Annotated in this window: 22 protein-coding genes; 14 read left to right on the forward strand and 8 right to left on the reverse strand. The window is 36.8% G+C overall.

Going from position 1 to position 24,942, the window contains the following annotated elements:
• Nucleotide 1: 1 nt before the first annotated feature.
• From RU96_RS06800 to RU96_RS13185, 7 genes are all read left to right on the forward strand, one after another.
• Nucleotides 2–1,021: a methionine ABC transporter ATP-binding protein gene (locus RU96_RS06800; protein WP_071864791.1), complete on the forward strand. Its 1,020-nt coding sequence runs from the start codon at nucleotides 2–4 to the stop codon at nucleotides 1,019–1,021.
• Nucleotides 1,021–1,680, forward strand: coding sequence for a methionine ABC transporter permease (locus RU96_RS06805; RefSeq protein ID WP_071864792.1), 660 nt, complete (start codon nucleotides 1,021–1,023; stop codon nucleotides 1,678–1,680). Before RU96_RS06800 ends, RU96_RS06805 begins: the two co-directional genes overlap by 1 nt.
• 31 nt (nucleotides 1,681–1,711) lie before the next feature.
• The gene (locus tag RU96_RS06810) at nucleotides 1,712–3,028 is read left to right on the forward strand and encodes an FAD-binding oxidoreductase (protein ID WP_071864793.1); all 1,317 of its coding nucleotides are present in this window, start codon (nucleotides 1,712–1,714) and stop codon (nucleotides 3,026–3,028) included.
• A 247-nt stretch (nucleotides 3,029–3,275) separates the two neighbouring features.
• The gene (locus tag RU96_RS06815; protein WP_071864794.1) at nucleotides 3,276–4,112 is read left to right on the forward strand and encodes a VOC family protein; all 837 of its coding nucleotides are present in this window, start codon (nucleotides 3,276–3,278) and stop codon (nucleotides 4,110–4,112) included.
• A gap of 137 nt (nucleotides 4,113–4,249) precedes the next feature.
• Complete coding sequence (locus RU96_RS06820; protein ID WP_071864795.1) at nucleotides 4,250–5,281, forward strand: serine hydrolase domain-containing protein; 1,032 nt, start codon at nucleotides 4,250–4,252, stop codon at nucleotides 5,279–5,281.
• Between the two features lie 92 nt (nucleotides 5,282–5,373).
• Nucleotides 5,374–6,312, forward strand: a complete 939-nt coding sequence (manA, locus tag RU96_RS06825) for a mannose-6-phosphate isomerase, class I (protein ID WP_211269901.1) — start codon at nucleotides 5,374–5,376, stop codon at nucleotides 6,310–6,312.
• Nucleotides 6,313–6,384: 72 nt separating this feature from the next.
• On the forward strand, nucleotides 6,385–6,801 hold the full coding sequence (locus RU96_RS13185) for a hypothetical protein (RefSeq protein WP_071864797.1): 417 nt from the start codon (nucleotides 6,385–6,387) through the stop codon (nucleotides 6,799–6,801).
• Between the two features lie 69 nt (nucleotides 6,802–6,870).
• Here RU96_RS13185 and RU96_RS06835 read toward each other — a convergent pair whose 3' ends face one another.
• Nucleotides 6,871–7,884 (reverse strand): LacI family DNA-binding transcriptional regulator, encoded by a 1,014-nt coding sequence (locus tag RU96_RS06835; protein WP_071864798.1) that lies wholly within the window; start codon nucleotides 7,882–7,884, stop codon nucleotides 6,871–6,873.
• A gap of 245 nt (nucleotides 7,885–8,129) precedes the next feature.
• Nucleotides 8,130–10,397, reverse strand: coding sequence for a glycoside hydrolase family 65 protein (locus tag RU96_RS06840; RefSeq protein WP_071864799.1), 2,268 nt, complete (start codon nucleotides 10,395–10,397; stop codon nucleotides 8,130–8,132).
• A gap of 336 nt (nucleotides 10,398–10,733) precedes the next feature.
• Between RU96_RS06840 and RU96_RS06845 the strand changes: the two genes are divergently transcribed.
• Both RU96_RS06845 and RU96_RS06850 read left to right on the forward strand, forming a co-directional pair.
• The gene (locus tag RU96_RS06845) at nucleotides 10,734–12,911 is read left to right on the forward strand and encodes a PTS transporter subunit IIBC (protein WP_071864847.1); all 2,178 of its coding nucleotides are present in this window, start codon (nucleotides 10,734–10,736) and stop codon (nucleotides 12,909–12,911) included.
• A gap of 107 nt (nucleotides 12,912–13,018) precedes the next feature.
• The gene (locus RU96_RS06850; protein ID WP_071864800.1) at nucleotides 13,019–13,831 is read left to right on the forward strand and encodes an endonuclease/exonuclease/phosphatase family protein; all 813 of its coding nucleotides are present in this window, start codon (nucleotides 13,019–13,021) and stop codon (nucleotides 13,829–13,831) included.
• Between the two features lie 107 nt (nucleotides 13,832–13,938).
• On the opposite strand, the gene RU96_RS06855 is transcribed toward RU96_RS06850, so the two are convergent.
• The 3 genes from RU96_RS06855 to RU96_RS06865 form a co-directional block, all read right to left on the reverse strand.
• Complete coding sequence (locus tag RU96_RS06855; RefSeq protein WP_071864801.1) at nucleotides 13,939–14,616, reverse strand: HAD family hydrolase; 678 nt, start codon at nucleotides 14,614–14,616, stop codon at nucleotides 13,939–13,941.
• A gap of 69 nt (nucleotides 14,617–14,685) precedes the next feature.
• Nucleotides 14,686–15,483, reverse strand: coding sequence for an ElyC/SanA/YdcF family protein (locus RU96_RS06860; RefSeq protein ID WP_071864802.1), 798 nt, complete (start codon nucleotides 15,481–15,483; stop codon nucleotides 14,686–14,688).
• A gap of 179 nt (nucleotides 15,484–15,662) precedes the next feature.
• Nucleotides 15,663–16,319, reverse strand: a complete 657-nt coding sequence (locus RU96_RS06865) for a cyclic nucleotide-binding domain-containing protein (RefSeq protein WP_071864803.1) — start codon at nucleotides 16,317–16,319, stop codon at nucleotides 15,663–15,665.
• A gap of 216 nt (nucleotides 16,320–16,535) precedes the next feature.
• Between RU96_RS06865 and RU96_RS06870 the strand changes: the two genes are divergently transcribed.
• The 5 genes from RU96_RS06870 to RU96_RS06890 all read left to right on the forward strand — a co-directional run bounded on the left by RU96_RS06870 (nucleotide 16,536) and on the right by RU96_RS06890 (nucleotide 20,644).
• Entirely contained in the window at nucleotides 16,536–17,453 is a 918-nt protein-coding gene (locus tag RU96_RS06870; RefSeq protein ID WP_071864804.1) for a phosphate/phosphite/phosphonate ABC transporter substrate-binding protein, read from the forward strand.
• Nucleotides 17,454–17,522: 69 nt separating this feature from the next.
• Nucleotides 17,523–18,290, forward strand: coding sequence for a phosphonate ABC transporter ATP-binding protein (gene phnC, locus RU96_RS06875; protein WP_071864805.1), 768 nt, complete (start codon nucleotides 17,523–17,525; stop codon nucleotides 18,288–18,290).
• The gene (gene phnE, locus RU96_RS06880) at nucleotides 18,280–19,059 is read left to right on the forward strand and encodes a phosphonate ABC transporter, permease protein PhnE (RefSeq protein WP_071864806.1); all 780 of its coding nucleotides are present in this window, start codon (nucleotides 18,280–18,282) and stop codon (nucleotides 19,057–19,059) included. The genes phnC and phnE (RU96_RS06880) overlap by 11 nt, the downstream gene beginning before the upstream one ends.
• On the forward strand, nucleotides 19,056–19,838 hold the full coding sequence (gene phnE / locus RU96_RS06885) for a phosphonate ABC transporter, permease protein PhnE (protein ID WP_071864807.1): 783 nt from the start codon (nucleotides 19,056–19,058) through the stop codon (nucleotides 19,836–19,838). Before phnE (RU96_RS06880) ends, phnE (RU96_RS06885) begins: the two co-directional genes overlap by 4 nt.
• Complete coding sequence (locus RU96_RS06890) at nucleotides 19,838–20,644, forward strand: metallophosphoesterase family protein (RefSeq protein ID WP_071864808.1); 807 nt, start codon at nucleotides 19,838–19,840, stop codon at nucleotides 20,642–20,644. The genes phnE (RU96_RS06885) and RU96_RS06890 overlap by 1 nt, the downstream gene beginning before the upstream one ends.
• Before the next feature lie 416 nt (nucleotides 20,645–21,060).
• On the opposite strand, the gene RU96_RS06895 is transcribed toward RU96_RS06890, so the two are convergent.
• The 3 genes from RU96_RS06895 to RU96_RS06905 form a co-directional block, all read right to left on the reverse strand.
• Nucleotides 21,061–21,753: a type 1 glutamine amidotransferase gene (locus tag RU96_RS06895; RefSeq protein WP_071864809.1), complete on the reverse strand. Its 693-nt coding sequence runs from the start codon at nucleotides 21,751–21,753 to the stop codon at nucleotides 21,061–21,063.
• A complete protein-coding gene (locus tag RU96_RS06900) occupies nucleotides 21,746–23,098 on the reverse strand; it encodes a Mur ligase family protein (protein WP_071864810.1) in 1,353 nt (450 codons plus the stop codon). Before RU96_RS06900 ends, RU96_RS06895 begins: the two co-directional genes overlap by 8 nt.
• Before the next feature lie 230 nt (nucleotides 23,099–23,328).
• Entirely contained in the window at nucleotides 23,329–24,735 is a 1,407-nt protein-coding gene (locus RU96_RS06905; RefSeq protein WP_071864811.1) for a TrkH family potassium uptake protein, read from the reverse strand.
• Nucleotides 24,736–24,942 lie beyond the last annotated feature (207 nt).

Consider the following 24,942-nt stretch of genomic DNA (forward strand, 5'->3'; position numbering starts at 1 on the left):
TATGGATAAAATCATTTTAGAGCATGTCACAGTTAACTTTAGTCAGAAAAAAAAGCATTTTGCTGCGGTAGATGACGTTAGTCTTACTATTAAACAAGGCGAGATTTTTGGTGTAGTGGGACTTAGTGGGGCTGGTAAAAGTACTTTAATTCGTACTTTGAATTTACTACAACGACCAAGTGCTGGGAGCATAAAAATTGATGGTGTGGAAATTACACAACTACCAGCCGATAAAGTACGTAAATTGCGACAAAAAATTGGCATGATCTTTCAACATTTTAATTTAATCAATAATAAAACAGTCGGAGAAAATATTGCGTTTGCACTAAAAGCGGGAAATTACAAGCAAGCACTTCCTGAGCGTGTGAAGGAATTATTAGATTTAGTCGACTTAGGCGACAAAATTGACAGTTATCCTAATCAATTATCTGGTGGACAAAAGCAACGGATTGGCATTGCGCGGGCATTAGCAAATAACCCAGAAATTTTACTCTGTGATGAAGCTACTAGTGCTTTGGATGTTGAGACAACCGAAGAAATATTACGAATTTTAGCAGATATTAATCAAAAATTGGGAATTACGATTGTTTTTATTACCCACGAATTAGAAGTTGCCAAAAAATTGTTTCATCGGATGGCTGTAATGGAAAATGGTAAGGTGGTAGAAGCGGATTCTACCTATAATATCTTTGCTAATCCCAAGGCGGCTATCACAAAAAAATTAGTTGGACGTTATTTAAATCTACAATTACCAAATGAACTTTTACCAGATTTATCTAAAGGACGACTGGTTGAATTGCGTTATCAAGGTAAGAGTACATTAACGCCATTAATTACTGACGTTTCAAAAGAATTTGATGTGGCAATCTCAATTATTCATGGGAAAATTGAATATATTCAAAATGATGTAATTGGTATTTTATTAGTATATTTAACCGGTGATAAAAATGCTGTAGAACAATCTTTTTTACGATTATCTCAAAAAGTATTTGCTGCAAAAGAAATTAAGGAGGCAATTTAATGGCAGAAACAATCGAAATTTTACAAAATCATTTGCCTAAAGCATTGGCAGACACTTTTTATATGGTGGCTGTTGCAACTATCATTGGTGTTATTGTAGGAGGATTAATTGGGTTACTGCTATTTTTGGCGAGTAATAGTTTATTTCATCAAAATATTATCCTACATAAAACAGTTGGTTTTTTAGTCAATGCTATTCGTTCATTACCATTTTTGATTTTACTTGTCACTTTAATTCCTTTTTTAGCTGCAATTTTAGGAGATCCTTATACACCAACTGGAGCTGCTATTTCACTGTCGATTGCTGCTATCCCTTTTTTTGCCCGCGTTGCCGAAGGAGCTTTTACTGAAGTAGATGCAGGTACCTTGGAGGCAAGTGTTGCACAAGGCGCTACGACTAAGCAAATTGTAGTAGGAGTTATTATTCCTGAAAGTCTACCTGGGTTAATTCGCGGTGTTGTTTTAACTATTATTAGTTTATTAGGATATTCTGCAATGGTAGGTACAATTGGGGCAGGAGGTATTGGAGACTTAGCAATTCAATACGGTTATTATCGCTATGAAACATTTGTTTTAATTATTATTATTTTGCTACTAGTGGTCGTCGTTCAACTCATTCAATGGGGTGGGGATCGCTTAGCACAATATTTTACCCGTTAAGTTTTAAACTTCAAATAAGGAAGTGAAAGAAGTGGATAAGAACGTACCAGCAGTATATTTACAAAATAAAATAACTGGAGAAATTGGTAATGCAGCGGGAATTTTTTATCCTACTAACACAGCTGAAGTTGTTGAATGTGTTAAAACAGTAAATGAAAAAAAACAAAAATTAATTACGATTGGCGGTTTTACTGGTTTAACCGGTGCCACTTTTGCCAGCCAAGGTGAAGTCTTGGTTTGTTTAAAGCAAATGCGACAAATTATTGAACTGGATCAAAAAACATTAACATTAACCGTTCAAGCGGGAGTAACGTTAGCAGAAATTCAGACTTATCTAGAACAAACACCATACTTCTATGCACCAGATCCTGGTTCAAAAGAGGCAACTATTGGTGGAACGGCGGCTACAAATGCTGGTGGAATGCGGGCGATAAAATATGGAGTTACTCGTGATAACATCAGGGGAATGGAAGTCGTATTAGCGGATGGAACACTTATTTTAGTCGGTGGTTTAAATAATAAAGCCAGTTCTGGTTATGACTTAAAGGACTTGTTTATTGGCTCAGAAGGAACGCTTGGGATTATTACCAAGTTGCAACTGAAATTACGGCCAAGACCTGTTACAACACAAAGCGTATTAATTGGATTTAACGACTTAAATGAGTTGGCACCAGCTGTTTATCAAATTTTAGCTTCTAGTGTGACGCCGACTGCTTTAGAATTTTTTGAAAAAAGTGGCTTAGCCTTTGCTAGTAACTTGTTGGAAATTCCTTTACCCAATGTAGCTGGGGATGCTTTTTTGTTATTAACGGTTGATGGAAGTGCTAAGGAGTGCCAAGAACAAATTGAAAATTTAAAAAAAATACTAAAAGACGCAACAATTAGGGCATTTAACGTTTTAAACGAAAAAGAAGCAAAAGAAATTTGGCAACTACGAGGAGCGATTGTTTCTGGCGTCGAAGCAATCAGTATCCAAGAGCCACTAGATATTGTGGTGCCAATTAATCAAATTACCACGACTATTTTATATATGAAAAAACTAGCGCAACAATTAGAATTAGCAGGTGTATTCTTCGGTCATGCTGGTGATGGTAATATTCATGCGTGTATTATGAGACAAAACTTAAGTGACTCCCTTTGGCAAAAACGTTTGGAAAGCTTTTTAAATCAGTTATACCGTGAAATTGCAGCAAGAGGTGGCTTGCCTTCTGCCGAACATGGAATTGGTTTATTAAAGAAAAAATATTTCATGGAAAATCTTTCACCAGCTAAATTGAAACTCATGCAACAAATTAAGGCAACTTTTGATCCGTTAGGAGTGTTAAATCCTGGCAAAATATTTGATTAACTTTGATTGTGTCTCCACTTGTGAGACACTTTTTTGTGGTTAATTTCCAGCTAACTAACAAAAAATGTCATTTTAAGAGATAATTTTATTTTTTTTTACCGAAAAAGTGATAAAATGCATGTTGATAGTTTGTTTTACGATAATTGGTTTAATTAAGACGTTTGTTATTTGAAAGCAAAAAGGGATATCATTTGCGACCAGACTAATTTCTAAGTACAATAGGCTTGTCGGAAGGGGAGTAAAGAAAATGGCTGAATTTGCACTATCGGCGGCGGGGCTTGAAACCGTGGCGTTACGCGTGAAAAATCGGAACCTAATGATTGAATTTTACCGAGATATTATTGGTTTTAATTTGAAAAGAGAAGAAAATGAGTTGGCAATCTTTGGCACAGCTAAAGATAAGAATGATTTGTTATGGTTGGAAGAAAGTCCTTATGCACAAGACCACACTGGTGAAATAAAAAAACTTAAACGTTTGTGTTTGGTGATTCCTTCTGAAAAAGAGATGGCAGATTTAGCACAACGGCTCTTACAAGCCAACTATCCTATTGAAGATGCTTTAACTGCAAACGAAGCATCTGGGATTTTAGTGGAGGATCCAGAAGGTAATCAGTTAGAAATTTATTTTGGCTCTAAAAATACCCATCAAAATCCGGTGGCGTTAAATCTAGTTGCATTGGCGCAAAAGGCGACTGGGGAATTTCCTCGCTTATCAGGTGGCGTTCACTTTGACAAAATTCATTTAAATACTAGTCGACTAAACGAACAACAAGACTTTTTGGAAAATGTCATTGGCTTGAAGGTTCAAGATGAAACCAGTGGTATTTTAGCGCTTAATGGTGGTAATTTCCACGTGGGATTATCAACAGGGCAAGGCGGTACATTAGATCTTGCCACAGATGATGTGTTGGGTTTAGACTTCTTGCAATTTCGCGTTCCACAAGCAGATATCTTCGCTTTAGCGGACCATTTAGAAAAGCTGAGGGTTGAATTCTTTATTGATCACAAAAAGCAAATTATTACCGTTTATGATCCTACTGGTATTGAATGGTGGTTTGTGAGCGAGGAAAAGAAACGACATTAAGCAATTTTTAAATCTGGACAGATGTCCAGATTTTTTTGTTCTTATGGTTATCCCTGCTATTTTTTAGGATTTTATGGAAGGTTTAAATGTTATAGAAAATAATGATACAATCAAACAAAAAGATAAAGGGTGAAAAAATGTATTCTAAAACGAAGGCTTTGATTAAAAAACAGCTAAATGAAGGCGTTTTTCCCGGAGTTGCCTTTGCCTTTATTGAAAAAGAAAAAACAGAAGAAATCGTTTTGGGAAAAAAGATGCTGGTTCCTCAGCCAGAAGAATTGCAAAAGAATAGTCTTTTTGACGTTGCATCTTTGACGAAAGTTGTGTGTACTACGAGTGTTATTTTACGGTTAGTCGAACAAGGACGTCTTGATTTAGATGCACCTTTAAAAAAATACTTATCCGCTTTTGAAAATCAGCAGATTACATTGCGGCATTTGTTAACCCATACTTCAGATATTCAGACCTGGATTGAAAATCGCAATCAACTGCGTAAAGAGGAATTGAAAAAAGCTTATTTAAAGCTACAACCGGGAAAAAATTTAGGTGAAGTAGTGCAATATACCGATGCTGGGACGATTTTATTAGGCTTTATGTTAGAAGAAATCTACCAAAAAACGGCGGTAGAAATTTTTTATACTGAAGTTTTAGCTCCTTTAGGGATGAAAAATAGTCTATTTTTGCCCGCAGAAAAAATAAAAAGCAAAATTGTACCAACCGAAGTCTTAGCTGATGGGACAGTCTTACAAGGGATAACTCATGATCCTAAAGCGCGGATTTTAAAAGAAGAAGCTGGCAATGCTGGTTTATTTACCAATTTAGCCGATTTGGAAATTTTTGCTCAGATGTATTTGGCTGATGGTAAAGACTATCTAAAAAAAGAAACGATTGCGCTACTTTTAACCGATCAAACACCCCAACACGACGGAAAGAGATCTTTAGGCTGGGATTTAAAGTATACACAAGATGAACAGAAACGACCTTTGTTATTTCATACTGGCTATACAGGGACTTTTCTTTTGCTAGATCCCAATGAAAACAGTGGGTTTATCTTTTTAAGTAATCGTGTTCATCCGCATGACAATCGCAGTCTTTATTTAGCCAAAAGAGATGAAATACTGGCTTTATATTTAAAAGAAAAGGCTCACAAATTTAGAAAAGTGGTATAATATTGCAAGACAAGTTGTTAGAAAGTTAAGTTTAATTTTTAACACGAGATGAATTCATAACTAGGAGGAAATTAAGCGTGGAACCATTATTTATGAAACCTGTTTTTCAAGAGAAAATCTGGGGTGGCAATCGCCTTCACACTGTTTTTGGCTTTGATTTACCCAGTGATAAAATTGGGGAAGATTGGGCAATCAGTGCCCATCCCCATGGTGTAAGTGTTGTAACCAATGGCGAATTTGCCGGACAAAAATTAGATGAGTTATGGCAAAACCATAAAGAATTATTTGGCAATCCGACCGAACCGGTTTTTCCTTTATTAATTAAAATTTTGGATGCTGAAGATGAACTATCTGTCCAAGTGCATCCTGATGATGCGTATGGTATGAAACATGAAGGGGAACTAGGTAAAACGGAGTGTTGGTATATTATTGATGCCAATCCTGGTGCTGAAATTATTTACGGACATCATGCTAAAACACGAGAAGAATTAGCCGAAATGATTCACGATGAACGTTGGGATGATTTATTGACGCGGGTACCAGTTCAAAAAGGTGATTTTTACTATGTTCCAAGTGGTACAATTCACGCGATTGGTAAAGGTATCATGATTTTAGAAACCCAACAAAGCTCTGATACTACTTATCGTGTATATGATTACGATCGCAAAGATGATCAAGGTAAGACGCGTGAATTACACATTCAACAATCTATTGATGTCACAACAGTTCCTGCCCGTAAACCAGAATTAAACGTAACAGAAGTGAAAAAAGGCGAGTCCAGTATCATCACTTATTTAAAAACGGACTTCTTTAATGTGTACGAATGGCAAGTAAATGGAAAACTTGAGCTACAAGCTCATGCGCCTTATACATTAATGACGGTTATTGATGGCTTTGGTGAATTAAAAGTAAATGGTAAATCTTATGAAATGCCAATGGGCACCAGTTGCATTATGCCAAATGGTATTTCCAATTGGACCATTGAAGGCAAATGTAGCATTATCGCTTCAGAACCTGGTAAAAAAGAATAATCTTAAACAGAGAAAAAATTCAGGTTAACGGATTTTTTCTCTGTTTTTTAGCAGATAAAGGAGGAGAGGCTTTTGTTTTATGCACCATTACTTCTAACTGTAATTGCAAATCTGTTGTATCATTTTGCTTCAAAAAGTGTAAACGAAAAGAGTAATTTATTTTTTTCACTCTTAGTTGTGTATGGAATTGCTTGGGTCATTTGTCTATTTTCATTTTTATTTCGAAGTGACAAAACGCCACTTAGTCAAGAAGTGCATTACTTAAATGGTGGCACTGTTTTATTAGGGATTGCAATCGTCTTTGTCGAAGTTGGCTATCTGTGGTTATATCGGGTAGGCTGGCCGATGAGTATGGCGGCTATTTTGGTGACAAGTTTATTGACGCTACTTCTAATTCCAATCGGTATTTTTATCTTTAAAGAACCGTTCTCCCTAAAAGAAGCAGCCGGTGTTTTATTTTGTTTACTAGGTGTCTATTTATTACGCTAGTAAAGGTAAAAGCAGCTTGCAAAAAGAGGTGTCACTGCTCCTTTTGCAAGCTGCTTTTGATGAATTAATTCACTTTGTTAAATCTAAAACCGTTTCTCTTTGAATAAGTTTGTGGGGTACGATTACTTTAATACCATCGGTGAGTTGTTGGTTAATTTGTTCCATTAATTTTTGTGTAGCCATTTTCCCTAAGCGTGAAACGTCGACATCTAGACTTGTGATGTAAGGATGAACCAAAGTAGAAAAAATGGAATTATTAAAGCTAATCAAAGAGATATCATCAGGAATTTTTTTGCCATACATTTGGACCAACTGCATAATCCGCATCGCAAATAAATCATCAATTACGACAAGCGCGGTGGCCTTTGTTTCTTCCAAAATATTTTCAAATAAAATATAATCTTCCGGCGCTTCAAATTTTACTGCCGCATGCGTGGTCAAATTCGCAATCATTAGCGCTTTTTGATAGCCAAAGTAGCGCTCAAAATAGAGGTTTTCGCGAGTTGTATTGGTGACAAATAAAATATTTTTATGACCGCGGGTAATTAAGTATTCAGTAGCTTGTTTACCTAATAATTGGTTGTCGTTATCGACAAAAATAATTTCACTTTCTTTTTGATAAGGCTGACCGATTAGTGTAAAAGGAATTTTGTTATCCGCCAAATAAGCAATGACCGGATCGTGATTATCCGAATACGTTAAAATAAAACCGTCCACTTGCTTTTGCAAATGCATGCGTTTGACATTTTCCAGTAAGGTTTCAAAATTATTAGCAGAAGCGACAGCCACAGACATGTGGTATGTGCTGGCTTCTTCATTAACAGCTTCAATCGTTTCTAAATAAAAAGGGTTGCCCAAGCGTTCTTTTGAATCTAAAGGAGGTAAGATGATGCCAATCGCACTAGCGATTTGTTTGCCCAGATTCCGCGCAGTAACGTTTGGTACATAGCCTAAATCTTTCATAACTTTTCGCACTTTTTTCTTGGTTTCTTCTGAAATACTTGGGTGATCGTTGATGACGCGTGAAACCGTTGAAGTTGCGACACCGGCTTTTTTAGCGACATCTTTTACAGTGATACTCATAGCTTTGCCTCCAAATTTAATTGAAATGGATTCTTTTGCTATCATAGCAATTTTAGCGCCAGAAAACTAGCCAAATTAATGGATTAATAACGGTTAATTTTTTATTTTGTTTTACCAACTACTGCTTGGCTTGTAAAGTAAGTTTTTTAGCTAGAAAATTAGAAAAGCTAAAGGGATGCAGTTTTTCTTACGTCATATTTTATATACATATACCAGAAAACGCCCGCAGACTGCGGGCGCAAGAACTAGTCTTTCATAGCGACTGTGATTTCGTCTGCTAACTCATAGTTTTCATCATATAATGTTACATTGATGGTATCGCCGGCAACAAGTTTTAAAGTAACTGTTTCTTTTTCAACGGTTACAGCTAACAAGCGGCCACGATAGTTGATATGAAATGCATAACTATCCCATTTGCTTGGTAAAAACGGCGCAAACGAAAGTGTCTCATGGGCCGTTTTCATTTGGGCAAAACCTTGGACAATGGCTAACCAGCTACCTGTCATAGAAGTGATATGCAAGCCGTCTTCGGTATCATTGTTGTAATTATCCAAATCAAGGCGAGCGGTCCGTTCATACATTTCTAAAGCTTTTTCCTCCATCCCTAGTTCCGCTGCTAAAATAGCATGAATACTAGCAGAAAGTGAAGATTCATGGACAGTCATTGGTTCGTAGAAATTGAAGTTCTTTTGTTTTTCTTCCAAAGTAAACTCATCAGAAAAATAATAAATTCCTTGCAAGACATCAGCTTGTTTAATAAAGCAAGAGCGTAAAATTTTATCCCATGACCAATGTTGGTTCAATGGTAAATCGGCTGGATTTAAGTCTGTAACAGGCATAAGATCTTTGTCTAAGAAAGTATCGTGTTGCACAAAAATCCCCAATTCTTCATCAACTGGTAAATACATATTACGGTAGATATCTTCCCACTGCTCTTGTTCACTTTGAGGAATTGAAACAGTTGCTACATCTTCAAAACGACGATAATTTTCTAAGGTATATTTTAATACCCAGGCAGCTAGCATATTGGTATACCAGTTATTATTAATATTATTTTCGTATTCATTAGGTCCTGTTACCCCATGAATCATATATTTTTGCTGCCGTTTTGAAAAGTGAACGCGATCTGCCCAAAAACGCGCAATTTCAGTTAAAACTTCCAAACCTTCTTTTTGTAAATAAGTTTCGTCTCCAGTGTAATTTGTGTAGTTATAAATTGCATAGGCAATAGAACCATTACGGTGGATTTCTTCAAAGGTAATTTCCCATTCATTATGACATTCAATTCCTGTAAAGGTCACCATTGGGTATAAAGCTCCTGCTAATCCTTGTTTTTGAGCGTTAATGTGAGCTTCTGGTAATTGATTGTGACGATATTTTAAAAGGTTTTTGGTAACTTTTGGTTCTGCTAACGCAAGGTAAAGTGGAACAGCGTAAGCCTCAGTATCCCAATAAGTAGCCCCGCCATATTTTTCACCGGTAAAGCCTTTTGGTCCAATATTTAGACGTTCATCGTCACCGTAATAAGTGGAGAATAATTGGAACAAATTAAACCGAATCCCTTGTTGCGCGGCTGGGTCACCATTAATCGCCACATCGGCTAATTCCCATCGTTTTTTCCACGCTGCAACTTGCTCATCTTTTAAAACGTCAAAACTTTCACTATAAGTAGACATTAATTCACTAGCTTTTTTGACTTGTGTTTCTTCTGGTACATCACGGCTAGTTAAAACGATAATTCTTTTTTCAAAATCGATTGTTTCACCGGCTTTTGCTTCATAACTAAAAGATTCTGAAATTGCTAATGGTGCCGGTGTAGTTTCAAGCGCTTGCTGATTATGCTGCATTAGTGCTGTCACGCTAAAACGTTCGATGCCAAAATTGTTTGGGATGGTTTGAACGGTTAAGTAAGTGCCATTATCTTGTGTGCCACTATCTTTTTCTTCCCAAAATAATTCATCGTAATTGCTATCTTCATTGCGAACATTACTATCTAAAGAAGAATCAATGGTAATTTCAGCTGCCCCTGTAATTACTTCTGCAGTCACTTTTAAAACTGCTAGTTCTTTTTTGACAATTGATAAGAAGCGTTCAAAATTAAAACGGACAGTCGCATCTGTTAATTTAATTGTAAAGCGACGTGTTAAAATTCCGGTTTGCATATCTAGTTCTAAGTGAAAATCTTCATGGGGAATTGTAGCTAAATCAATCGTTGTCCCATTGACGGTAATATTTAATTTTAGAAAGTTGATTGCGTTAATAACTTTGCCAAAGTAATCAGGGTAACCATTTTTCCACCAACCAACGCGGGTTTTATCCGGATACCAAACCCCAGCTAAATATGTTCCTAAATGATGATCACCAGAATATTGTTCTTCAAAATTTCCCCGCATCCCCATATAACCATTACCTGTGCTTGTTAATGATTCTTGTAAGCGACGATTTTGCTTGTCTAAGGTTTTGGTCGTAATTTTCCAAGGGTCAATGTCAAATAGGCGCTGAATCTGATTCATTTTATAATCCTCCTTGTGTTGTCTTCGTTAACTAAATAATAAACGCAATCGATTGCGTTAGTCAAGCGTTAACTTGCAAAAAGATTGCGACGGTCTTATTTTAGCTTGAAATAAGGACACACTCACGCTTACGCAGCCTTATTTTTATTTGGTTTGTAATTCATCCTCGAAATATGGTGAAAAATAAAAATATAATTTTACCTTTACAGTAAAATCGAACTCCGCTATAATAATTTGCAACGAAACCGATTGCGTTATTTTCGGAATTGGTAAATTGGAATTATTTAATAGAACAATGGGAAATTATTAAAGGAGTGAAGGTTTGTGAAAGAAAATCTGAAAAAATTAATTAGTTTTGAGTTTTGGCAAAAATTTGGGAAAGCCTTAATGGTGGTCATTGCAGTTATGCCAGCTGCCGGTTTAATGATTAGTATTGGAAAAACAATTCCAATGATGAATCCTGATCTAGCAGCTTTAGTGACAACAGGTGGTGTAATTGAAAACATTGGTTGGGCTATTATTGGCAACCTTCATCTTTTATTCGCTTTAGCAATTGGGGGAAGTTGGGCTAAAGAAAGAGCCGGTGGTGCCTTTGCGGCTGGATTGTCATTTATTTTAATCAATCGCATTACTGGTGCTATTTTTGGCGTAACTAGTGAAATGTTAGCGGATCCAGAGGCGCTTACTGAAACATTGTTTGGCACTAAAATTATGGTAAATGGTTTTTTCACTAGTGTTTTAGAAGCCCCAGCTTTAAATATGGGCGTTTTTGTGGGGATTATCGCCGGGTTTGTAGGTGCGACAGCTTATAACAAATATTATAACTTCCGTAAATTACCGGATGCTTTAGCATTTTTCAACGGAAAACGTTTTGTTCCTTTTGTAGTTATTTTTCGTTCAATCTTAGTTTCTTTAGTTTTAGCCATCGTCTGGCCGGTAATTCAATCGGGAATCAATAACTTTGGTTTGTGGATCGCCCAATCGCAAGAAACAGCCCCAGTTTTGGCACCGTTTTTATATGGGACATTGGAACGTTTACTTCTACCATTTGGTTTACATCACATGTTGACCATTCCAATTAACTATACGGAATTAGGTGGAGCGTATACGATTATGTCTGGCGCACAAGCAGGACAACAAGTATTTGGTCAAGATCCATTGTGGTTAGCTTGGGCGACTGATTTAGTAAACTTAAAAGGCCAAGGCGATATGTCACAATATGAGTATGTCTTAAATCACTTTACTCCGGCTCGTTTTAAAGTAGGGCAAATGATCGGAGCTTCTGGTATTTTAATGGGTCTAGCTTTTGCAATGTACCGTAATGTGGATAAAGACAAACGCAATGCTTATAAATCGATGTATCTTTCAGCAGCATTGGCTGTCTTTTTAACTGGGGTAACAGAACCACTAGAATTTATGTTTATGTTTGCAGCTGTGCCGTTATATGTTGTCTATGCAGTAGTTCAAGGTGCGGCTTTTGCAATGGCAGACATTGTACATTTGCGCGTTCACTCATTTGGTAATATTGAACTATTAACAAGAACACCAATGGCCATTAAAGCAGGTCTGGGCGGTGATTTATTTAACTTTATTTGGGTCACGTTAGTCTTTGGTGTCGTGATGTTTTTTGTAGCTAATTTCTTAATTAAAAAATTCAATTTTGCCACACCAGGACGTAATGGAAATTATGAAAACGATAATAAGGATGCCGATACAACAACCGTTACAGCAGATGGAAAATTAGATCCAAACTCTCAAATCGTAAAGGTAATTAATCTTTTAGGCGGGAAAGAAAATATCATGGATGTCGATGCATGCATGACGCGTTTACGTGTTTCTGTCAAAGATCCTGCCAAAGTTGGCGGCGAAATGGATTGGAAAAATGCTGGCGCAATGGGATTATTGGTAAAAGATAAAGGGGTTCAAGCAGTCTATGGACCAAAAGCGGATATTTTAAAATCTGATATTCAAGATGCTATTGATTCTGGCATGGAAATTCCCCAAACAGAAGTAATTGCTGAAATCGGTGAAGAAAAAGCACCTAAAGAATTTAAAGGAATCAATGAAACAATTTTAAATGTAGCAGACGGCAATGTTAAGCCGATTTCGGCAGTGAACGATCCAGTTTTCTCTCAAAAAATGATGGGAGATGGTTTTGGGGTAGAACCTCAAAATGGGACTGTTTATGCCCCTGTTTCTGGCACGGTCACAAGTGTCTTTCCAACTAAACATGCATTGGGCTTACTGACAGACAATGGACTAGAAGTTTTAGTGCATATGGGCATTGATACGGTTGATTTAAAAGGTGCGCCATTTACAGTGAAGGTTAAAGATGGCGATAAAGTTTCAGCAGGAGATGTGATTGCCCAAATGGATTTAAATGGAATCAAAGCCGCTAATAAACAGACAACAATTATTGTTGCCTTTACCAATGCAGAAGAAATTCAAACTGTGACGTTAACCAAGACAGGTGAACTTGCTGGTAAAATAGAAGTAGCCAAAGTGGCACTGTAAATATAAAAGGGCTGTGCTAAAGACATTGTGTCTTAAGGGTACAGTCCTTTTTCTTCGTGAGTAAAGTGTGCTATTCTTAAACGATGTAAAGAGATAGGAGTAAGAAGATGAAATTTTTAACCTTAAATTGCCATAGTTGGTTGGAAGAAAATCAAACAGAAAAATTAGACCAACTAGTAAAAAATATTGCGGCAAATGATTATGATGTGATTTGTTTACAAGAAGTTAATCAGCTTGTAAAAAGTGAAGTGGCGGTTTTAGATGATTGGTTTATTCCCAGTAGTACTGATGTGGTAATTCACGAAGATAATTTTGCGCTGCGTTTGCAAGAACAATTGCAATGTGTAGAAAAGGATTATTACTGGAGCTGGTGTTACAACCACATTGGTTATGATCGTTTCCATGAAGGTGTAGCAATTTTAGCCAAAACTCCTTTTATTGCAAAAGACCACCTAGTTTCAAAAACTACTGATGTAGCAGATTATCACACCAGAAGAATCTTAACGGCATTAACAGAAGTAGACGGTCAGCTTCTTCAAGTCGTAAGCGGCCATTTTTCTTGGTGGACAAAAGGATTTTCTGCTGAGTGGGAAAAAACACAAGCTTTTTTAGCGACTAATTCGTATCCGCTTGTTTTAATGGGAGATTTCAATAACCCAGCCCATACGCCAGGCTATGATTTAATCTTAGCTAGTGATTGGCAATTGCAAGATAGTTTTTATGCAGCCAAAAAAAGCGTTGGTAACTATACGACGCTAGCTAAAATTGCTGGTTGGGAAGAAAGTAATGGTGAACGGATTGATTACATTTTTATGACTCCTGAATTTAAAGTAGTCACCTATGAAGTTATTTTTGATGGGGGCAAAACCCCGGTTGTAAGTGATCATTTTGGTGTGAGTGTTACAGCGCAGTGGCAATAAGAGCATAAAGAAACAGCCATCTAAGAAAAAGTGAAGTGGCCCCAAAAGTTAAATTTTTTAGTCTAACTTTTGTAGGTCACTTCATCTTTTTTCAAGATGGCCTTTTTTTAACTAAAATGGGTGAGTAATTCAGTTAGCGCTGAATCGGTAAAATCTTCAATTACAAGTGAAACACCGGGTAATGAAGCTAAAGTAGCTTTTTTGGCAGAAGTCGCCACGGCAACTATTTTAGCTGGATTAGCGTTATATGCACTCGCAAGACCGGCGGGGACATCTTCAAAAATGACACATTCTTTGGCAGGAAGACTTAAGCGGGCCGCACCTTTTAAATAAGGATCGGGGTCTGGTTTACTAATCATCGTTCCATCGTCATAGACAACCTGATTTAAATCAAACCATTGTTCTAATCCAAGTGTTTCAAAATAAAAATCTAAATTAGTTTTCCCTGAAGCTGTAGCGATAGTAAAAGGAATTTGTTGTTTTTGTAATTGAGTTAGAAATTCGGGTACGCCTTTTAATAAACCGTAGTGGGGATCTTCTAAACAAATTTGGCGATAAATTGCTTCTTTTTCTTCGGCGTAATCCTCAATTTCTTTTTGCGTTAAGGAACGTTTAAAAACGTGTTCCAAAGTATGTTTGGCATTTTTACCATGAAAATATTTGGCAAAATCAGCATCGGAAACTGGCGAGCCGGTGCTTTTGGTAATAAACGTTTGCCAAGCATCTTCGTGTTTTTTTGTATCGTTAATCAGCGTACCATTGAAATCAAATAAAATTCCTTTCATATTAAACGTCAACCTCCTCAGATTTAAAAATAGTGAAAAAATTAGTGGAAAAATATTTTGATGAAAATATTAGTTTTCTAAACTTTTAGCATAAGCTGGATTAGCAGTACGAACTTTATTTGGAAATAATTTTGCAACACGATAAAAAGCCGCTAGTACGTCTTGAGGGATAAACACAGGAGCGATAAAATTTTTACCAGCAGGACCATAACCACTGGGCGTATTTTGTAGTCGGCTAATTTCACCCAGTAGCAATGTTATGTATTGATCCATCTCCCACATTCCTAAAAGTTTACGGTCAAAGTGCAACTGATTATCTTTTTCCATGACTTTCACTTTATAGCTGGCATAATTTATGATTGTCGTATTAGGGGCAAATTTACTGCATGTCGCAGCCATCCGTCGCTGCATTGTCGCATCTTGGCACAAAATAAGACTGTCTTTTTTTAATTCGTGCGTTTCAAGTAATTGTAAAAGATTTGTGATATTGTTGCCGCTATTGGTCGACTTTTCTTCTAAGTAGTCAGCTGTTTTGCCGGTTTTTAATTGCAAAATAGCATTAAACATTTGTGCTTCACTAGCATTTTTTGTAGGAATCTGGGGATAAAACTGATTTATTTTTAAACGCAGTGCATCAGTAGTATGGCCTTGACCACCTACGATTAAGTAATTTGTCGCCACTTGGTTATTCATCGCTGTTATCATGACATCTATTCCTGATAAAATGCTCCCACCAAATAAAACGAAAGCATCCGCCTTTTTTAGCTGGTATTTTTGATAAAGAGCATTTTGTGATAAATCGGTAAGATCTCGTACGCCGCAAAAAGCGCTTAAAAGGTTTAAATCATCAGCGAGTGTTTCCTTCATTTTCTATCTTCCTTTTGTTTTTTGGTTAGTAACTATCCAAACTTCTTTTATTTCTTGTTAAGTTCATTATACGCAAAAAAGATGGCAATGAGGTGACGTTTTCATATTTATCAAGCTAAAAAATTACGCACAATAAAAAGCACTACGACAAAATATGGTATCTATCGCAGTGCAATTTTTTAGGCAGTGAGTGCGGTTAATTCTTTTTTATTTAAAATAAGATAGCCACCACGGCTTTTTTGTAAAATACCTTGTTCCTTAAAGTTTGTCATCGTTCGTAAAAGATGACGATAACTCACATTTAAAATAGCTGCGCAGTTATTTAGTTGAAAAGAAAAAAGCCCTTCTTTTTCATGTTCTAAAATAAACCGAGCCAGCCGTGTTTCCACCGGCTCACTTAATGAATTAGCTAAATTAATACCTGTATTTAAGCGATAGCTAAGGAGTTGACAGGTGTGTTTTAAAAAACGTAAGTCATTTTGTAAAAGGGTGCGGTATTGTTTTAAATTTACACAAACACAAGTACAAGGTGTCATGGCTTTAACGCTACTGCTAGGTGTTGTTTGCCATAAAGATGAGGCTTCGCCGATAATCGTTGCCTCATAGCAATAATTGATACAAATATTCTGGGTGTCATAAGTATAAGAATATACCATGGCAGTACCTTCGACTAAAAAATAGAGGTACTTAGAAGGTGTACCGGCTTGAATGAGATCTTCATCTTTTTCAAAAGTACATAGTGTCGCGATCGAAAATAAATCGGTATCTAAATAGTCTTGGAGGTTATGACTGGTAATAGCTTCTTTTAACTGGCTTTTATCAAATAATTGTTTCATAAAAGCTTCCTTTCTCATCTGCAAGTTTGTTATTGATTATAACGGCAATCGCGCAAAAAAGCATCCCTTTTTACTACTTTATTAAGATAATGTTCGGATTTTACCTAAACTTTACAAAAAAATTACCTTCAAAGTGACACAGGTCATTTTTGTTTGGGAAAATTCTTGCTATTATGTGGGAGCAATATAAATCAATTTCCAATAGGGGGAGAAAACATGCGTTTCAAAATGTTGGCAACAGGTCTTTTAACGCTAGGAATTTTAGTTGGTCTTGCAGGATGTGGCAGTGAACAAAAAGCACAAGGGGACTCAAAAGAAAAATTGGTAGTTCAATTTGTTCCTACTAATAATGACGGTTCCATGGAAGCTAAAACAAAACCATTTGCAGAGTATTTATCTGAAAAACTAGATAAGGATGTAACGGTAACATTAGCAACAGACTATTCTACTATTGTTGAAGCGATGGCTTCTGGCCAAGTCGATGTGGGGATTATGCCACCGGCGGCTTATGTGCAAGCCAAAGATATGGATGCCGCAGAAGCATTGTTAACCTCTCAATTGGGTGCGTATGACCGAAAAACTGGTCTACCAACCGACGAATTAACTAATACTTTTAAAGGTGAAATTTTAGTTAAAGCTGATAGTGATTTGAAAAACTTGTCCGATTTAAAAGGGAAAAAGATTGCCACACTATCACCAAACTCAGCTAGTGGCTATATTTATCCAGTGGCAGAACTAAAAGATGCCGGCATTGATCCTACAAAAGATGCCACACTGACAACTGTTAATGATATTCCAAGTGAAATGACTGCTGTTTTAAATGGCCAAATGGATGCGGCCTTTGTTTTTGAGGGCGCGCGAAATGTCTTTGCTTCAAAATTTAGTGACCAAGATATTATGAAAGAATTACGCGTTTTATCTTTAACCAAAGGGGATATTCCCAATGACGCAATTGCGGTGCAACCTAAAATGGATGCTAAGCTGAAAGAAGAAATTAAAGATGTCTTTTTAGCAATGCCAAAAGATGAAGCCGGTCAAGAAGCGATGGCGTTATGGGGGCATAAAGGTTATCAAGAGGCTGCAGATAGCGCTTATGACACAATTCGCGAATATACTAAAAAAGCTTCCGAGTAACAAATGTGCCAGTTCGTATGAGCTGGCTTTTTATAACTTAATCTTTACTAAAATATAGGAGCAAAATACATGATTGAATTTAAAAATGTCGCCAAAGTATATCCTAATGGTGTCAAAGGACTGCAAAATATTAATTTAACGATTCAAGATGGTGAATTTGTTGCAATCATCGGGTTGAGTGGAGCGGGGAAAAGCACATTGTTACGCTCTATTAATCGCTTGGTTACTACAACTGAGGGCGAAATTATGATTAATGGTGACTCCATTACTAAAGCCAATAAGAAAAAACTACGCCAAATTCGCCGCAATATCGGGTTGATTTCCCAAAGTTTTAATCTGGTTAAACGCAGTACCGTTCAAAAAAATGTTTTGTCTGGTCGACTAGGCTATTACTCTACTTGGAAAAGTATTTTTGGCCTGTTTACTAAAGAAGACTATGAAAAAACCACAACTGCCTTAGCACAGGTTGGGTTATCAGATAAATTGCATACGCGCAGTGACGAATTAAGTGGGGGCCAACAGCAACGGGTTTTAATCGCTAGAGCATTAGTTCAACAAGCAGGAATTATTTTAGCCGATGAACCAGTAGCCTCTTTAGACCCTGTAACGGCTGAGAAAGTAATGGGGGATTTAAAAGAAATCAACCAAAGCTTAAACAAAACAATTATCGTCAACATCCATTCTGTCCCACTGGCAAAAGCTTATGCAACACGAATTATTGCGCTAAAAAGTGGAGAAATTGTGTTTGATGGTGCAGCAGAAACCTTAACGGCGCAACGCCTGAAGGAAATATACGGTGAGGCCTATGAAAAGGATGTGGCACCTGATGCAAATTAAAGATACGGTGCATTTTAATTGGTATAAACACTTATTTATTGTCGTTATTTTACTAGCTTGTTTACAAGGGAGTATTCTTTTAACTGGCGCGGATTTCCAAGCAGTTTTTCAAAATTCTGATCAGATGGGGATCTTTTTAGCACGTTTTCTAAAACCGGATTTTGGCTATTTGCCAAATCTTTTAACCCCGCTTTTAAAGACATTACAAATGTCTGTGTTTGGGACTTTTTTAGGTGTTTTATTTGCGGTACCAGTTAGCTTTTTAGCGACTCAAGTTGTAACCAAACAACGCGTATTATCGTATATTATTCGTTTTTTCTTAGGTGTCATTCGGACAATTCCTAATTTATTATTGGCAGCTTTATTTGTTGCAGTCTTTGGGATTGGCGAGGCAACAGGGGTTTTAACTATCGCTGTATTTACATTTGGCATGGTATCCCAATTAGTTTTTCAAGCCATTGAGACGATTGACTTTGGCCCGATTGAAGCCAATGAAGCAGTAGGAGCTAATAAAATGCAAGTTGCTATTTGGTCTGTTGCACCACAAGTGATTAATCAAATTATTAGTTATACTTTTTATGCTTTTGAAGTAAACGTGCGAGCTTCAACGGTTTTAGGTTATGTCGGAGCAGGGGGGATTGGTGTGATTTTAAATTCCTCTTTGGCACTCATGCGCTACGACCGGGTGGCAATTATTATTTTGACGATATTTGTAGTAGTGGCGATTGTGGATGGTTTGAGTGAAGCAGTTAGGAGGAGATTGGGATGATAATAAGCCAAATTAGTAAAAAAACATATTTTTTCCTGCTGTTACTTGTGGTACTGGTCATTTATTCTGCAGTGGGGATTGATTATAGTAGTTTAGAAACTTTTTCTCTAGCGATGGGAAAAGAAGTTTTACAAGGGTTGGCTCATCCGGATTGGCACTACCTTTATGACGGCAGCGGCGAAGATTTAATTAGCCTCTTACTTTTAACGCTAGGGATTGCTTTTTTGGGTACTTTTATTGCAACTATTTTAGCGTTACCGCTAACTTTAATTAGCGCCAGTAACTTGTGGCAAAATCATCCTTGGATTGCTAAAATTGGCAAATTTATTTGTAACGTTTTACGAGCATTTCCGGAATTAGTATATGCGATTATTTTTGTCAAAGTTGTTGGACCAGGACCATTTGCCGGCGTGATGGCAATTGGAGTTCATCAAATTGGGATGTTAGGAAAATTATTCACAGAAGAAGCAGAAGGCATGAACGAAGCGTTAGTAGAAGACGCAACAGCAATTGGTGCTAATTTTTGGCAGATTATCTTTTCCGTGCGGGTACCTTATTTATTACCAATTTATAGTTCATTATCTTTAAATCATTTTGAAATAGCGGTTCGTAGTGCGGCAACTTTAGGTTTAGTTGGTGCTGGCGGGATTGGTGCACCACTGATATTTGCCATTCAAACTAGAAGTTGGGATCGTGTAAGTATTATTTTATTAGGAGTCGTTGTAACAGTCTTTTCTTTAGACTTATTTACCGGCTGGATTCGTAGGAAGTTACGCTAATGAAGATTTTACAATTATCTGATTTACATTATCGCAGCCAGTATCTACCCGCAGAAAATGGCTACCAAGAAATGCTGATGAAAATGGAAAAGCCTCTTCATTATCTCGATCTTGCAATAAAAAAGGCCAAAGCGCAAACAGCGATTGATTTAGTGCTGATTACCGGTGATTTGACTGAAGATGGTGAAGTAGCGGATTATGCGTTTTTAAAAGATTACTTTGACAAAGCATTTCCAGATACACCGGTTTTAGTCACACTAGGTAATCACGATATTAAAGAGAATTTTTACCAAGGCTGGTTAAAAAACGTTCCAACAAGCAATTACTATAATTTTGTTCACACTTTTGAAGATTTTTATTTATTATCTTTTGATAGTTCGGTGTATGGTCAAGCAGATGGGCAGATCGATCGGGGGCAATTAAATTGGTTGGAAGATATGCTTTCAACGCATCAAGACAAACCTGTTTTGGTTATGACACATCATCATTTGCTTGAAAAGCAATACGCCACACCGCAACTCCCGCAAGCTCAACAAGTTTGGCAAATTTTAAAACGTTACGATATTTTAGCGGTTATAAATGGCCACACTCATAGTCATTACCAGACTACAGTAGCGGGAATTGCCTATTATACTGCTGATGGACTTTCTTTTTTAGGTCAAGATGAAGGCGCTGGAATGGTGCGTTTCATTCAACATGCAGGTTTCAGTCTTTATGAATTAAAAGATGGGCAACTAGCAGAAATTAACGCAGAAGTAGTCACAAGTGGTCGCTTTTTACAAAAAGTAGACATGCGGTTGTGTTAATCTAGGCAAAAAGCGCCTCATAAAGTAAGTCAATCGACTAGCTTTATGAGGCGCTTTTTGATTTTGTAGCGAGTTGAGCCCGTTTGTTTAGCTTTTCTTTGACTAGCTCCATGAACTAGCTTTCTACGGCAATAAGGTAAAATCTTGCGAAATTTGAGAAACAATTTAACAAGATTTTACCTTATTGCTTGAAAGCTGGACGAGTTCATTTAGCTTTTCTGTGATCTAGCTTCACAAACGAACTCNTACCTTATTGCTTGAAAGCTGGACGAGTTCATTTAGCTTTTCTGTGATCTAGCTTCACAAACGAACTCTCTATGGTAATAAGCTGAAATTTAAAGAAATTTGGAAAACAATTTATTAAAATTCCATCTTATTACTTGAGAGTTGACCACGTTTATTCTGCTTTTCTTGTTTTAAGCAATTTCGGCTAATGTGGGGATGTTTACTGTACCGTATTTTTTTTCAAGGGCTGTTTTTAACAAGCGATAGGCTAATTTTTCATTACGAGCTAAAATTGGGCCGTGAAAATAAGAACCATAAACGTTACGGTAAATGACACCTTCTGTTTGATCTTCTCCGTTATTGCCTTTTCCTTCGACGATTTTACCCAAAGGACGTTCGCCTTCACCTAAGAAAGTACGACCGTTGTGATTTTCAAAGCCGTAATAAGTTTCGTCAAATTCTTCATTGTGAATGACAATATCGCCAATAAAGCGATTGTTTTCCTGGCTTAAAGTATAATGATCTAATGCGCCAATACCTTTAATTTTTTCGCCATTAGCGCCCATATAATAATGGCCTAACAGTTGATAACCGCCACAAATAGCTAACATAATACCGTCGTTTTCAATATAGTCGGTTAAGTCTGCTTTTTTTTGTTGAATATCTTCTGAAACAATCAATTGTTCAAAATCTTGACCGCCACCAAAAAAGACTAAATCATATTTTTTAGCGTCAAATTTTTCATGGATACTAACGATCTCAGTATCCAATTGAATTCCCATTTTTTTGGCCAAGTATTGTAAAACCAATAAGTTACCGTTATCCCCATAAGTGTTTAATAGGTTGCCGTATAGATGGGCTAATGTTAGTTCGTAATCAGCCACGATCCATTCCTCCTTTAATGTAACCTTGTTCCGCTAATTTTTTTCGTAATTGTAACACAGCAGTATAAGTTGCCAAAATATAAACATTTTCAGTTGGCAATTTCTTAATATCTGCAATAACTTCGTCTAAATCTTTTGTTTCCGTTAATTTATCTTCTGCAATGCCAGCAACTTTTAAACGCAATGCCATGTCTTTATGACGCTCACCACCGGCAATGACTGCTGGAATATTCATTTGCGCAAAGGCTTCGTGATTTCCATCCCAAATCCAGCTGACGTCAATTCCGTCTGCATAGTTGGCATTTAATAAAGCCACTAGTGAAAAAGGATAAGGAGAAAGGCCAATCATGTCGATGACTTGATTTAAACCTACCGGATTTTTAACTAAGACTAAGGTACATTTCTTGCCGTCAATGTCGATAATTTCTTGTCGACCAAAAACTTTTTCGTCATAACCAAGACCGGCTTTAATTTTTTCTGCCGGCACATCGTAATACTCTGCCACAGCCGTTGCAGCTAAGGCATTGTAGACGTTATACATGCCACCTACTTCAATGCCATATTCGTGTCCATCTATTACAAAATCCGCAGAAGTATTGTCCATGGCTACCATGTTGGTCAGTTTGTAATCTAATTCAGGACGATGAAAGCCACAGTTAGGACAATAGTATTTGCCAAGATTGGCGTAAGTAATCATTTTGTAGTGCAAAATATGATGACATTGCGGACATAAAACGCCGTCGGTATTATAGTGGGCCATTTGTTCTTTATCAGGTAAGTGATCAAAACCATAATATTTTCGTGGATTGACCGTATCCAAGGAATTGAAAATCGGTGAATCACCATTACATAAAATTGGTGCGTGAGGTGATTTTGCGGCACCTTCGACAATTAAACGATAAGTTGTATAAATCTCACCATAACGGTCCATTTGGTCACGAAAAATATTGGTAAAGACAAATAATTCAGGTTTGATATATTCGGTCACTTTGCTTAGGCTGGCTTCGTCAATTTCTAAGACTGCAAAGTTTTTTTGATTTTTCTTAGGCTTTGCTGATAGAAAAGTTGAAACAATCCCTTGAACCATATTAGCTCCGGTTGGATTGGTCAACACTTCGTCAAATTGTTGTTGTAATATATTGACAGTTAAAGCAGTTGTAAGTGTTTTACCGTTGGTGCCCGTTACAACCACAACTTCATAAAGGTCAGAATAGTGATCCAAAACATTGGGATCAATTTTTAAGGCGAGTTGGCCAGGATAACTGGAACCACCTTTAAAAAATGTTTTCAAAATCCATTGGGCACTTTTGCCGGCAAAAATTGCCAAGTGACTACGTAAGCTCATAAATTCTGCTACTCCTTTTGGTTAAACTAACGTTACATTGTTTCCTAAATCCAACTTATCATACCATAGTCTGAAGACATTACGGTAACACCTTTGCTTTTTCTTAAATTTTACTTGGGGTGAGTAAAAGTGGTTAAAAAAGAAGCTACCACTAAAGAGTGCGTAGCTTCTTATAAAAAGTCGTCTATCTGTAAAAAGTGGTGTTGCACGTGTTATTACGCATATTGAAATTAGCCAATAATAATTTGTTCTGTTGGATATTCATATCCTTGGTCACGAGTTTCTTTTGGAATGAATAGTAATAATGTATATAACATGCCAATGCGCCCGATAAACATTAATAAGGCAATAACGATTTTACCAACTACAGATAAATCAGCGGTGATTCCAAGGGATAATCCGGTTGTTCCAAAAGCTGAGGTAACCTCGACAATAATTGCAATTAGCGATTGGTCTTCTGTTGCACTTAGCAATAGGACGCTAAAAAAACACATTGCCAGTGACAACATAAAGACGACCACAGACTTACGAACATCGGCGTCACTAATTCTACGCCCAAAAATGTTAATGTTATCTTCGCTTTTTAAAAATGAGGTCATATAAAGTCCAATAATCGCAATTGTTGTAGTTCGTACACCACCACCGACAGAACTTGGACTACAACCAATAAACATTAGGAGTGAAAAAATGATTAATGTTGTGACTTGAAAATCCCCTAAATCATGAATTTGTAAACCGGCATTACGAGTAGTCATGGAATAAAACATACTATTCACCCAGCGGCCAAAAGGATCAATGCCTAAAAAGAGGTGATCTCTTTCCAGTAAGTAGATTAAAAGCGTACCACCGATAAATAAAATAATAAACGCTAAGACAGCGATTTTAGTAAAGAGTGAAAAACGAAAAGGAAGTCGGCGTTGGACTTTTTTACGCCGGTATAAAAACCATTCATAAAAGTCCATTAAGACCGGAAACCCAATTCCCCCAATAAAAATTAAAAACATAATTGCCAATAAAAAAAGGTAATCATGGGCAAATGGAATAATGGAATCACCGGTAACATCAAATCCTGAGTTTGTAACGGCTGAAATGGCTTGATAAAATCCATAAAATAGCGCATCGCCAATTTTTTGGTAATAACCATGCCATAAAAAGTAACCCGCAAATAATAGACCAAAACTAACTTGAAAGACTAAAATCATAGTAAACGTAATCCGAATTAAGCGAACAATGCCACTTAAACGAGGCTGGTTCATATCTGTCATAATCAATTGTCGCTGTTTTAAAGAAATTTTGCGACGAGAAATGATAAAAAAGAAAGTGGAGATCATCATAATCCCCAATCCGCCAATTTGAAAGAGCACTTCTAGTAAAATGACGCCATTTTCGTTGAAGATGTGATCAATATTAAAGGTAGTTAGACCCGTAACACTTACGGTACTAATCGCCATAAATACCATATCTAAAAATGGAACATGGACATTTGGTTGGCGAAAAAAAGGTAAATAAAAAAGCAGTAATGAAACTACCGTCATAATTAAATAGTAACTGACAATTACTTGAATAGAAGAAACATTACTGGCGATAAAAAAACGTGCACGACGTGATTTTTGTCGGAGCACCCGCATAATATGCATAAAAAACTCCTTTATACTCTCAATTATTTTTCTTTAGTATAGCAGACAAGCAGAAAAAATGTGGCAAATTCCTGTTTCATTTCTACATAAAGGAAGTGTCAAGAAGTATAGATTTAAAAAAATAAAGGAGCTGTTAGAAAAAAAGTACGGTTTTGCCAAACTCTTGTCATAAATTGTTCACATTTTCTGGCTACTATATATACATAC

This window comes from Enterococcus canintestini, from assembly GCF_001885735.1.
Taxonomy (GTDB): Bacteria; Bacillota; Bacilli; order Lactobacillales; family Enterococcaceae; genus Enterococcus_C; species Enterococcus_C canintestini.